Annotated in this window: 8 protein-coding genes, 1 tRNA gene and 1 pseudogene; 8 read left to right on the forward strand and 2 right to left on the reverse strand. The window is 51.7% G+C overall.

The window, feature by feature from the left end:
- The first annotated feature begins 54 nt into the window (after positions 1–54).
- The 8 genes and pseudogenes from FDW95_RS21520 to FDW95_RS21555 all read left to right on the forward strand — a co-directional run bounded on the left by FDW95_RS21520 (position 55) and on the right by FDW95_RS21555 (position 9,562).
- Positions 55–131: transfer RNA gene (locus tag FDW95_RS21520), tRNA-Arg, on the forward strand.
- A gap of 141 nt (positions 132–272) precedes the next feature.
- On the forward strand, positions 273–839 hold the full coding sequence (yqaB, locus tag FDW95_RS21525) for a fructose-1-phosphate/6-phosphogluconate phosphatase (protein ID WP_096755991.1): 567 nt from the start codon (positions 273–275) through the stop codon (positions 837–839).
- A pseudogene (locus FDW95_RS21530) lies at positions 836–1,265 on the forward strand (YqaA family protein). The gene yqaB and the pseudogene FDW95_RS21530 overlap by 4 nt, the downstream one beginning before the upstream one ends.
- A gap of 77 nt (positions 1,266–1,342) precedes the next feature.
- Entirely contained in the window at positions 1,343–2,899 is a 1,557-nt protein-coding gene (gshA, locus tag FDW95_RS21535; protein WP_115257643.1) for a glutamate--cysteine ligase, read from the forward strand.
- Between the two features lie 149 nt (positions 2,900–3,048).
- Positions 3,049–3,564: an S-ribosylhomocysteine lyase gene (luxS, locus tag FDW95_RS21540; RefSeq protein WP_115257644.1), complete on the forward strand. Its 516-nt coding sequence runs from the start codon at positions 3,049–3,051 to the stop codon at positions 3,562–3,564.
- A gap of 329 nt (positions 3,565–3,893) precedes the next feature.
- A complete protein-coding gene (locus FDW95_RS21545; RefSeq protein ID WP_115257645.1) occupies positions 3,894–5,252 on the forward strand; it encodes a glycoside-pentoside-hexuronide (GPH):cation symporter in 1,359 nt (452 codons plus the stop codon).
- 83 nt (positions 5,253–5,335) lie between these two features.
- On the forward strand, positions 5,336–6,706 hold the full coding sequence (locus FDW95_RS21550; RefSeq protein ID WP_115257646.1) for a carbohydrate porin: 1,371 nt from the start codon (positions 5,336–5,338) through the stop codon (positions 6,704–6,706).
- Positions 6,707–6,784: 78 nt separating this feature from the next.
- On the forward strand, positions 6,785–9,562 hold the full coding sequence (locus tag FDW95_RS21555) for a glycoside hydrolase family 3 protein (RefSeq protein WP_115257647.1): 2,778 nt from the start codon (positions 6,785–6,787) through the stop codon (positions 9,560–9,562).
- Positions 9,563–9,612: 50 nt separating this feature from the next.
- On the opposite strand, the gene emrB is transcribed toward FDW95_RS21555, so the two are convergent.
- A complete protein-coding gene (emrB, locus tag FDW95_RS21560) occupies positions 9,613–11,151 on the reverse strand; it encodes a multidrug efflux MFS transporter permease subunit EmrB (protein ID WP_137363608.1) in 1,539 nt (512 codons plus the stop codon).
- A gap of 16 nt (positions 11,152–11,167) precedes the next feature.
- Positions 11,168–12,340: a multidrug efflux MFS transporter periplasmic adaptor subunit EmrA gene (gene emrA / locus FDW95_RS21565; RefSeq protein WP_096755997.1), complete on the reverse strand. Its 1,173-nt coding sequence runs from the start codon at positions 12,338–12,340 to the stop codon at positions 11,168–11,170.
- Positions 12,341–12,384: the final 44 nt, after the last annotated feature.

The following is a 12,384-nucleotide window of genomic DNA, read 5'->3' on the forward strand; positions in this document are numbered from 1 at the left end:
TTGATGTTGCTTTTATAGTGATATCAATATCGGCAGTAAAATAAGTTCCCTGATGCATCCGTAGCTCAGCTGGATAGAGTACTCGGCTACGAACCGAGCGGTCGGAGGTTCGAATCCTCCCGGATGCACCATCTCTCCGAGATAACAGCAAGTTCCTTTTATCCCCCATTACTCATCTTTCTCCAATCTAAACAATCCTCAATTCGCTGTCAGCGACAAAATCAATCAATTACGATAAAGTAACGTCTGGTCATTCGGCTTGTGAGAAGACGATGTACGAACGTTATGCGGGTTTAATTTTTGATATGGATGGCACCATTCTCGATACCGAGCCAACGCACCGTAAAGCGTGGCATGAGGTGTTAGGGCGTCATGGGCTCCGTTTTGACGAGCAGGCCATGGTCGCACTCAACGGTTCCCCAACGTGGCGTATTGCACAGTCGGTCATTGAACTGAATCATGCCGATCTCGATCCCCATGCGCTGGCGCGTGAAAAAACCGACAGCGTTAAAAGCATGCTGTTGGATAGCGTTCAGCCATTGCCGCTTATTGATGTTGTTAAAGCCTGGCACGGTCGTCGGCCTATGTCGGTCGGTACCGGGAGCGAAAGTGCCATTGCAGAGGCGCTGCTCGCGCATTTAGGGCTACGTCACTATTTTGATGCCGTCGTCGCAGCTGACCACGTACAACGCCATAAACCCGCACCTGACACGTTTTTACTGTGTGCCGAGCGTATGGGCGTTGTCCCGACTCAATGCGTGGTATTTGAAGACGCTGACTTCGGCCTGCAGGCTGCACGTGCGGCCGGTATGGATGCCGTGGATGTCCGGTTATTGTGAGTGATGGACTGTCACTCCTGTCACTGTTTGCCAGCAGTTTCCTCAGCGCCACGCTGTTACCTGGAAATTCTGAAGTTGTTTTAGTGGCTCTGCTGGTTTCCGGGGTGAGTCATCCCTGGGTCTTAGTCTTAACAGCAACAATGGGTAATAGCCTTGGAGGGTTAACTAACGTTATCCTTGGGCGTTTCTTCCCGTTACGTAAAACGTCACGATGGCAAGAGAAAGCGATGGGGTGGCTGCAGCGCTATGGCGCTGTCACACTATTATTAAGCTGGATGCCGGTTGTGGGGGATTTGCTGTGCCTGCTAGCGGGATGGATGCGCATCTCGTGGGGGGCCAGTACTCTTTTTTTTATGCCTTGGCAAAGCGTTGCGTTATGTTGTGGTCGCAGCGGTTACGACGCAGGGCATTATGTGGTGGCACTAATTGTGTTGTGGAAATGCCTGTAGGGTAACCAATACTATGATGCTAATTAAAACGATTTTGACAGGCGGGAGGTCAATTTGATCCCGGACGTATCACAGGCACTGGCCTGGCTGGAAAAAAATCCTCAGGCGTTACAGGGGATTCAACGTGGTCTGGAGCGCGAAACGCTGCGTGTTAATGCTGATGGCTCATTGGCGACGACAGGCCACCCGGATGTGTTAGGCTCAGCGCTGACGCATAAATGGATAACAACGGATTTTGCCGAAGCGCTGCTGGAGTTTATTACTCCTCCGGGCGACGACATCCAGAAAATGCTCACGTTTATGCGTGATCTGCATCGCTATACCGCCAGAAATCTGGGCGACGAGCGTATGTGGCCACTGAGCATGCCTTGCTATATCGCTGAAGGTCAGGATATTGAACTGGCGCAGTACGGTACCTCGAATATTGGTCGTCTGAAAACGCTCTACCGTGAAGGTCTCAAAAACCGTTACGGCGCGCTGATGCAAACGATTTCCGGCGTTCACTATAATTTCTCGCTGCCGATGGCATTCTGGCAGGCGAAATGTGGCGTAACGGACGATGAAGATGCCAAAGAGAAAGTGTCTGCTGGCTACTTCCGCCTGATCCGCAACTATTATCGTTTTGGTTGGGTGATCCCGTACTTGTTTGGCGCATCTCCGGCGATTTGTTCTTCTTTCCTGCAAGGAAAGCCGACAACTCTACCGTTTGAAAAAACGGACTGTGGTATGTATTACCTGCCGTACGCGACATCGCTGCGCCTGAGCGATTTGGGTTATACCAATAAGTCGCAAAGCAATCTCGGTATTACGTTTAACGATTTGCATGAATACGTGGCAGGATTGAAGCGCGCGATTAAAACCCCTTCCGAGGAGTACGCGGCGATCGGTCTGGAGAAAGACGGTAAACGTCTGCAAATTAACAGCAACGTACTGCAGATTGAAAATGAACTGTATGCGCCTATTCGCCCGAAACGGGTAACCCGTAGCGGTGAATCGCCGTCAGATGCGCTGCTTCGCGGCGGCATTGAATACATTGAAGTGCGTTCGCTGGATATTAACCCCTTCTCACCCATCGGCGTAGATGAGCAGCAGGTACGTTTCCTCGATCTGTTTATGGTGTGGTGTGTCCTGGCGGACGCTCCGGAAATGAGCAGCGATGAACTGCTCTGCACGCGTACCAACTGGAATCGTGTGATTCTGGAAGGACGTAAGCCGGGCCTGACGCTAGGCATTGGCTGTGAAACCGCCCAGTTCCCGCTGCCGAAAGTGGGTAAAGATCTGTTCCGTGACCTGAAGCGCGTGGCGCAAACGCTGGACAGCATCCATGGAGGAGAGGAGTATCAAAAAGTCTGTGACGAACTGGTTGCCTGCTTTGATAATCCTGAACTGACATTCTCCGCGCGGATCCTGCGGTCAATGATTGATACGGGCATTGGCGGTACGGGCAAAGCGTTGGGCGAGGCTTATCGCAATCTGCTGCGTGAAGAGCCGTTAGAGATCGTGCAGGAAGAGGCGTTTATTGCTGAAACTGCGGCTTCAAAGCGTCGTCAGCAGGAGATTGAAGCGGCGGATACTGAGCCGTTTGCCGCGTGGCTGGAAACGCACGCTTGATACAAAAGAAAAAGGCCACTCGGGAGTGGCCAAAATTTCATCTCTGAAACCAGGGATGATGATAACAAATGCGCGTCTTTCATATACTCAGACTCGCCCCGGAACAAAGAGTTCAGATTATTTTTAAAAATTTTATCGGAGGTGGCTAAATGCCGTTGTTAGATAGTTTTACTGTCGATCACACCCGGATGGAAGCTCCCGCAGTCCGGGTTGCAAAAATGATGAACACCCCGCATGGCGACGCCATCACCGTGTTTGATCTGCGTTTCTGCATTCCGAACAAAGAAGTGATGCCTGAAAAAGGGATCCACACGCTGGAACACCTGTTTGCCGGGTTTATGCGTAACCACCTTAACGGTAATGGCGTTGAGATTATCGATATCTCTCCAATGGGCTGCCGTACTGGCTTCTACATGAGCCTGATTGGCACGCCGGACGAACAGCGCGTGGCTGACGCCTGGAAAGCGGCGATGGCTGACGTGCTGAAAGTGCAGGATCAAAATCAGATCCCGGAACTGAACGTCTACCAGTGTGGAACGTATCAAATGCATTCGCTGAGCGAAGCGCAGGAAATTGCCCGTCATATTCTGGAACATGACGTACGTGTTAACAGTAATGAAGAGTTGGCGCTGCCGAAAGAAAAATTGCAGGAACTGCATATTTAGTCTGGTTTATTACGTTTTCCTGTTATTCGAAAACCCCGGCCTGCAACCGGGGTTTTTTATTATCATTTTCCCTTAGCCATAAAATATTTATATTACATTTGTTTGGTGAATATTATTTTGTGTTAATAACTAACAAGTTCGCAACGAATAAAACGTGAGCGAAGAAACAAAAATAAGGGCCAATAAGTAAACCTACCTCGCTGCGATCACATAAAGAAAAAAACATAAACAGTTAACAGAAAAACATAATGGATTAGGCCAGATAAGATGTTTTAAAAATACCCTACGACAGAAACCGGTTACATTTTTGTATTGGCAAAGGAGTTTGTATGTCTACAGGGGACAAGATATCGATCAGGGAAAAGGTGGGGTACAGTCTGGGTGACGCGGCCAGCCACATCGTTTTTGACTCTTCGGTGGCAATTCTTGCGTATTTTTATACTGATATTTATGGTTTACCGCCTGCGGTAATGGGAACGATGTTTTTACTGGTCCGCTTGCTGGATGCGATTACCGATCCCATTATGGGGGCGATTGCCGATGCAACCTCCACGCGCTGGGGACGTTTTCGCCCATGGCTACTGGCGATTTGTGTACCCTTTGCCGTCAGCTGTGTGCTGGTTTATTCCATTCCTGATTTTTCCGACAGTGGAAAAGTGGTCTATGCGGTGGCGGCATATATCTTTATGACGCTGATGTATACAGCCATTAATATTCCTTACTGCTCACTGGGTGCTGCGCTGACGTCCGACCCGCGTGAAAACCTGTCCTTGCAGTCATGGCGTTTTGCGATTACACCAATCGGCGGTGCGCTGGGAACAGCGTTAATTTTACCGCTGGCAGATTATCTCTATCCTGGTGATAGAGCGACGGGGATTCAGGTTTCAATGGCTATCTTCGGCGTCATTGGTTGTCTGATGTTTATCATCTGTTTTTTAACCACCAAAGAACGTGTGCAGCCGATCAAAGAGGAAAACCTCAATATTACCCGTGATGTAAAAATTTTATTCAAGAATGAACAGTGGCGTATTTTATCTGTTTATAACTTTATGATGCTGGTTGCGGTGGTGCTGCGCGGTGGGGCAGTCGTTTACTACGTTAACACGGTGCTGAACAAAGGCGCTGATATTATTACCATCTTTATGCTGGGTAGCATGTTTGCCTCAATGCTGGGGTCGATACTTGCTAAACCCTTTGGTACCCGGTTCTGTAAAATCAAACTCTCTTTTTGGGTTAACTTACTCACAGCCGTATTTGGTGTGCTGTGCTTCTTTGTGCCGGTTCAGTATTGGATAGTTGTGCTTGCGGTTCATATTATTATTTCCATTATTCAGGGCGGTAATGGTGCTCTGCAATGGTCGATGATTACCGATGCGAATAATTACGGTGAATGGAAAACGCACCGTCGAATTACCGGAATGAACGTCGCAGCAAATATTTTTGTCATCAAATTGGGTGTTGCCGTTGGTGGTGCTATTTTGGGCTGGGTACTCGCAGCATTTGATTATGCCTCAGGTAGTGCTGTGCAGTCCGCGTCTGCCGTACAGGGCGTTACGTTATTATTTACCATTATTCCTGCAATATTTTATATTCTGACGGCATTCTCTATTAAATTCTATGGATTAACAGAAGCAAGAATGAATGGCATTGTCACCGACCTTAAAAGCGGTAAGTTTGCGCATTCCTGATAATAACCAAAATATTGTAATAGCAGGAGGATGAGATGTTTACGACATCTCATCTGGTATACATCAAACTTTAGGGATGAATAATGAAAGCGAAATATTTGGCGCTGATGATCGGTGCTTGCTTATCTCAAAACCTGTGGGCTGCAAATAATAGTACCATTGAGCAACGTCTTGCTGAACTGGAGCAGCGTGTTATTCGCGCAGAACAGCGGGCAACTGACGCCGAGTCGCAGGTTCAGTCGCTACAGCAACAACAGGTAGCGGCAGCACCTACGGTGAAAGTTGAATCAGCCGAACCCGTCGCAGCAGGCGCTAACCCACCAAAACTGACGTTATCCGGATTCAGCGATATTAAATTCTACGGTGATGTGGAGTTTAATATGGATGCTGCCAGTCGTTCCGGTAGCCTGACATCAATGCGCACCTCCGCCAACAAAGACTGGGCGCCGGGAACCAATGAGCGCTGGGATATCAACGGACGTCTGCTGCTGGGATTTGATGGCTACCAGCGGCTGAACAACGGTAACTTTGCCGGTTTCTCGGTCCAGCCGCTGGCTGATCTGACCGGCAAAATGAATCTCGATGATGCGGTCTTCTTCTTTGGGCGTGAGAACGACTGGAAAATTAAGGTCGGGCGCTTTGAAGCCTATGATATGTTCCCGCTGAATCAGGATACCTTTGTTGAGTATTCGGGGAATACGGCGAATGACCTCTACAGTGACGGCTACGGCTACATCTATATGATGAAAGAGGGGCGTGGACGTAGCGACAGTGGCGGTAACTTCCTGCTGAGTAAAACCATCGATAACTGGTATTTTGAAGTGAATACGCTGCTGGAAAATGGCAGTACGTTGTTCTCCGAGAAGCAGTATCACGGCATGGATTTAACCAGCGATAAAAATGTGGCCTATGTTCGACCGGTTATCGCCTGGCAAAATGGCCGCTTCTCCACGGCGCTGGCGATGGAAAGTAATGTCGTGAATAACGCCTATGGTTATTACGATAACGGCAAGTGGATCGATCAGTCAGATCGTACGGGCTATGGTTTTACCATGACCTGGAACGGACAAAAAACCGATCCTGAAGAGGGGGCTGTCATTAACCTCAACACGGCGTATATGGATGCGACCGATGAAACCGACTTTACTGCCGGGGTGAATGCGTTATGGCATCGCTTTGAACTGGGTTACATCTATGCGCATAACAAAATTGAAGCGTTCAACGCGACCAATATTGATGCCGTGTGTGAAGATGACTGCTGGATCACCGATCCAGGCAATTATGATATCCACACCATCCATGCTTCATATTTATTCCCCAACGTGATGGATATGAAAAACTTTAATATCTATCTCGGTGCCTATGCCTCATGGGTCGAGGCCGATCCACATAACGGCGACAGCAGCGAAGATGCGCGTTACGGCGGACGTTTGAGATTCAAATATTACTTCTGATAATCACAAGGCCCATCAACGATGGGCCTTGTTTTATTTCAGTACAGAATAAGGCAATGGACACAGGGCTTCTCAATTATGCATTTGAATTTTATGGGTAAACCGCTTGACGGGTTTAGCGAGTTTGCCACGATTGTTGCGGCACAAGGGGCGGTACTACTTAAAAATGATCATGCGGTGCTTCCCCTGCGCCCTGAGGATACTATTGCGCTGTTTGGGCGCACGCAGATTGATTATTACCGCAGTGGGACAGGGTCGGGCGGGGCCGTTAACGTTGTCGCGCAATGTCACTTACTACAGGCTTTGCGCGAACGCTGTTCTGCACGGTTAAACCCCGTGCTGGCGCAGAAGTATGAGCAATGGGTCGGTGAAAATCCGTTTGATAACGGCGGCGGCGGTTGGGCACAGGAACCCTGGTTTCAACAAGAGATGCCGCTGCAGGAAGGTGAAGTGGCGCAGGCGAAGACGATATCGCAAAAGGCCGTTGTGGTTATTGGTCGAACCGCTGGAGAAGATAAAGACAATGCCGATGTTGCTGGCGGATATCGACTGACCCCTGACGAATATTCTCTGCTGGCCTGCGTCTGTCGTCACTTTAACGATGTGATAGTCGTACTCAATATTTCTTCTATTATCGACATGTCGTGGGTTGAGACCCCGGAATTACGCGGGCGAATTGGGGCGATACTATGCGCCTGGCACGGTGGTGCGTTTGGCGCACAGGCCGTCGCCGCGTTATTGTGCGGCGAGATCACGCCCTGCGGAAAACTGACCGACAGTATTGCGTACTCACTGGAGGATTACCCCTCTGCCTCCTGCTGGGGAAGCGACAGACAGAATATTTATCAGGAAGATATTTATGTCGGTTATCGTTATTTCGAAACGTTTTGCCCTCAGCGCGTGCAGTATCCCTTTGGCTTTGGGCTTTCCTATACGTCATTTACCCTTGAGGTTATCTCTGCGGAGGTGATTACCGATCCCCTCAGCTTTCAATTAAGCGTTGCGGTGCAGAATACGGGCGAAACCTGGGCGGGGAGTGAGGTTGTTCAAGTCTATCTGCAAGCACCGCAAGGCGCGCTGGGTAAGCCCTCGCGCGTGCTGGTTGCCTTTGGTAAAACCCATCTCCTGCAACCGGGAGAGCGTGAAATTATTGATCTGGCGATCCCTGGCGAGCGTCTGACATCGTGGGATGACAGCGGGGATAGCGGTCATCCGCACTGTTGGTTACTGGAAGCGGGCGGGTATTGTTTGTTCGTCGGTAACAGCGTGCGTGACCTCCAGCCGGTTAGCTTCGCGGGGCGTGAAGAGCTCATCGTGCCATCCGTCCAGGTTTTCTCCCGCCATGAACAGGCGCTGGCGCCCAGCGTGGCGTTCTCCCGCCTACGGCCTGGTCGTCATCAACAGGGGAGCTGGTTAGAGGCATGGGAGGACACGCCGCGCCGCTCTTTCTCCTTACGCGATCGTATCTTATCGCGTTTACCTCCCGCGCAGCCGTTGACCGGCAACAAAGGCATCCATTTCAGCGATGTTGTGCAAGGCCATCGTTGTCTGGAGACATTTCTGGCCCAGCTTTCCGTGGAGGAATTGGCCTGTCTGGTGCGCGGAGAGGGGATGTGTAGTCTCAAAGTGACGCCCGGCGTGGCATCTGCATTTGGCGGAGTGACCGACAGTCTGCGAGAAAAAGGGATACCCGTGGCGTCTACGGCGGATGGTCCATCGGGTATCCGCATGGATAATGGCGCAAAAGCCACGTTGCTTCCCAGTGGGACGTTGCTGGCCTGCACATGGGATCCGGTGCTGGTTGAGCGCCTGTATATGATGGAAGGAAAGGAGCTACAGCAAAATCACATTGATGTTCTGCTGGGGCCGGGTCTGAATATTCACCGTCATCCACTGAACGGGCGCAACTTTGAATATTATTCGGAGGACCCTTTAGTGACAGGCATGATGGCTGCTGCGATGACGCGAGGTATTCGCGCTGGCGGGGGCATTGCGACGCTGAAACATTTTGCCTGTAACAGTCAGGAGTTTTCCCGCGCCCAGGTTGATGCGGTGGTCTCGGCCAGGGCGTTACGTGAAATTTATCTGAAGGGATTTGAATATGCCGTCAAACACGGTGGCGCGAGTGCGGTGATGACCGCCTATAACCCCGTCAATGCGCACTGGTCTGCTGCGAATTATTGCCTGAACACGACAATATTACGCGACGATTGGGGATTTCAGGGCATTGTGATGACGGACTGGTGGGCAAAAATGAACGATCCTGTCACTGCGGGGGAGGCGAGTGTTAACAACACGGCGGCGATGATCCGCGCGCAAAATGACCTCTATATGGTGGTCAATAACAACGGTGCGGAGATTAATGCCGGTGATGACAATACGCTCTCAGCGCTGGAGGACGGAACGCTGACGCTGGGGGAACTGCAACGTTGTGCCCGCAATATTCTGAGTTTTCTCCTGTCTACGCAGGTAGCTAAACGGGGAGACGTGCCGCGGGTAACCAGGGCTAAATTCCATGCGGATGCTATGCTGGCGGATAGGGGAGCTATCAAGGTAGCGTCGGTATCACGGCTGCGCTACAGCGGAGAGAGGGTGATTAGCCTTGAGAAGGATGCGACCTACGATCTGCTGCTCAGCGCGTCATCGGCGGGGCTGGCGTTAGCCCAGACTGGGTGCAACTTACTGCTCAATGGCTGCGTGGTCGCCACGATCCAGACCCACGGGGCGCTGGGGAAGCAGATTACGCAGAAGCTATGCCGCATCGATATGACGGCGGGTAACTATCTGTTGCAGTTTGAGGCGACCAAACCGGGCATGGTGATCGACTGGCTTGAGTTCAGACAGGTAACGGATTAGCAATCTGGTATGTAATAAAAAGGGATCCGCAGATCCCTTTAAACATCGAGTTAGTGCGCTCCACCGCCGCCGCCGCCCGCGCCGAATGGCGGTTTGGCGAACCACACCAGGCTGAGCAGTAGGATGAATATCCCCGCCGACATCCAGAAGATTTCGTTGGCGGAAATTATCAGCCCCTGGTTGGTAATTTGCTGCGCTAGCCAGCCGGAGGCCTGCTGCTGGGTCATCCCAAGATCCTGCAACTGGCTATACATCGCCTGTGCATTAGGATTGTAGGGGTTTACTGACTCCGTCAACTGCGCGTGATGTAGCGACTCACGGCTAGTCCACATCGTTGTGGTAATCGATGTGCCGATTGAGCCTGCCAGCGTTCGCGTAAAGTTAGACAAGCTTGACGCCGCTGCCAGACGCTCAGGCGGTAAGCCAGACAGCGTGATGGTGGTCAGTGGCATAAAGAAGCAGGCTACGGCGAACCCCTGAATAAATTGCGGCCAGGCCGATGCGCCAAAATCCATACCGGGTTCGAACGTCCACGCGCGCCAGTAGAAACAGACGGCATACATAATAAAACTAAACGTGACCAGCCGACGCATATCCAGCTTGTGGGCGAAACGACCAATAATCGGCGACAGGATCACCGGAATTATCCCCACCGGTGCGGAGGCCAGGCCTGCCCAGGTCGCTGTATATCCGTAGACCTCCTGCAACAACTGCGGCAGCAGGACGATAGCGCCGAAGTAGAGCATATAGGCCAGGCTGATACACAGGCAGCCGATGGTAAAGTTTCGCGACTTAAACAGCGAGAGATCGACAATCGGGTTATCGTCGGTAAGCTCCCAGACAATCAGGAAGCTAATGGCTACCACGGCGACGACCGTCAGGATAATTATCTCCTGCGAGGCGAACCAGTCCAGCTCTTTACCGCGATCGAGCATAATCTGCAAACTGCCGATACCAACAACCAGCAGCGCCAGACCAATAGCGTCAATGCGTCGCTGTTCGGTACGGGTTTCCCGGCCGCGCAGGGTTTGTAGCGTCATCAACACCACCACCGCCCCGATCGGCACGTTAATGAAGAATATCCAGCCCCAGTGATAGTTGTCGCTGATATAGCCTCCGAGAATCGGGCTACAAATAGGGGCGACAATCACCGTCATCGACCACAGCGCGAGGGCGATAGACCGTTTGGCGGGCGGATAGTTATTCAGTAACAGGCTTTGTGAAAGCGGAATTAATGGACCGGCGACAATCCCCTGAATCACGCGGAAGAAAATCAGCATGGTCAGGCTGTTGGACATCCCACACGCCCAGGACGCAATGACAAAGCCGATGGTGGACCACATGAACAGCTTTACTTCGCCAAAGCGTTTGGCCAGCCAGCCGGTGATCGGAATGGAGATAGCATTCGCCACCCCGAAAGAGGTGATCACCCAGGTCCCCTGGCTCAATGAAGAGCCGAGGTTCCCGGCAATAGTGGGGATCGCCACGTTAGCAATGGTGGAGTCCAGCACCTGCATGAATGTCGCCAGTGACAACGCGATCGTCATAATGACGAGCTGCGCGCCTTCCAGCGGTTTTTGCTGTTGCATCACACGCACCTTTGAATTAGCCCGCGTTGGCCCGCACGATCTCTTCGATCATTTTATTGACCGGAGCAAGGTTGATTTCTCGAGCATTACTTTCTGCAACCGGCGTCGTACGCACCTGGCTTGCCAGAATCTGTCCGTCACGATTTTGGGTATCGACCGTTACCAGCGTAGACAGGCCAATACGCAGTGGATGTTGCGCTAACTGCTGGGCATCCAGTTCAATACGCACGGGCAGACGCTGGACGACTTTGATCCAGTTACCGGTTGCGTTCTGTGCTGGCAGCAGCGAGAAGGCGCTACCGGTCCCCATATCGAGGCCGACAACCTTACCGGTGTATTTCACGTCATCGCCGTAAATATCACTGATCACCGTTGCCGGTTGGCCGATGCGCATATGCGCAAGCTGGGTTTCTTTGAAGTTGGCGTCCACCCACAGGTTGGTGGCAGGGACAACGGCCATCAGCGGTGTGGTTGGGCTAATCTGCGCGCCAGGCTGCACGGCACGACGGGACACGTAGCCGGTCATCGGGCTAACAATTTTGGTACGTTCCAGCGCCAGCCAGGCATTACGCACTTCGGTGGCCGCTTGTTGCACGGCAGGCTGGTCTTCAAGCTTACTGCCGAGGATCATCGCCTGGTTGGCATTGTATTGCTGTATTGCGACATCAAGCTGAGCCTGCGCGCTGGCAACGGCATCACGCGCATGTTGCAGTTCTTCGCGACCGATCAGGTTAGCATTTCCCAATGGGACGCGGCGATTAAAGTCGCTTTGTGCCTGCGCCAGGGCGGTTTTCTGCACCTCAATGCTGGCCTGAAGCTGCTTGCTGTTGATCATCAACTGGTGCGTCTGGCGCACGCTGGAGGCCAGCGCGGTTTTGGCTTTTTCAAGCGCCTGCTTAGCGTCCGTCTGGTCGAGGGTCACCAGCACGTCGCCTTGTTTGACATAGTCAGTGTTATCAGCCCAGACTTTCGTCACGCTGCCTGATACCTGCGCCATGATTTGAACCTGGTTCCCTGCCACGTACGCATCGTCTGTCTCTTCGACATGACGCAGTACTAAAAACCAATAAATCCCATATGCCACGGCAATGATAATAAAGAGCAAGGTCAGAAGCAGCAGCATACTTTTACGTTTGCCATTCTTCTTGACCGGTTGCTGCGGGGTTTGAGTCTCCGCATTTGCGCTCATGTTGTTCTCCACGATCTTATTTTTTTTCACATCGGCTGAGCCGA

This window comes from Citrobacter sp. wls718 (genome assembly GCF_005280945.1).
GTDB classification, from domain to species: Bacteria; Pseudomonadota; Gammaproteobacteria; order Enterobacterales; family Enterobacteriaceae; genus Citrobacter; species Citrobacter gillenii.

Excerpts from the sequence above, each read along its gene's own strand:
- emrA (WP_096755997.1), bottom strand. The coding sequence starts at position 12,340 with ATGAGCGCAAATGCGGAGACTCAAACCCCGCAGCAACCGGTCAAGAAG.
- yqaB (WP_096755991.1), top strand. The coding sequence starts at position 273 with ATGTACGAACGTTATGCGGGTTTAATTTTTGATATGGATGGCACCATT.
- FDW95_RS21550 (WP_115257646.1), top strand. The coding sequence starts at position 5,336 with ATGAAAGCGAAATATTTGGCGCTGATGATCGGTGCTTGCTTATCTCAA.
- emrB (WP_137363608.1), bottom strand. The coding sequence starts at position 11,151 with ATGCAACAGCAAAAACCGCTGGAAGGCGCGCAGCTCGTCATTATGACG.
- luxS (WP_115257644.1), top strand. The coding sequence starts at position 3,049 with ATGCCGTTGTTAGATAGTTTTACTGTCGATCACACCCGGATGGAAGCT.
- FDW95_RS21555 (WP_115257647.1), top strand. The coding sequence starts at position 6,785 with ATGCATTTGAATTTTATGGGTAAACCGCTTGACGGGTTTAGCGAGTTT.
- FDW95_RS21545 (WP_115257645.1), top strand. The coding sequence starts at position 3,894 with ATGTCTACAGGGGACAAGATATCGATCAGGGAAAAGGTGGGGTACAGT.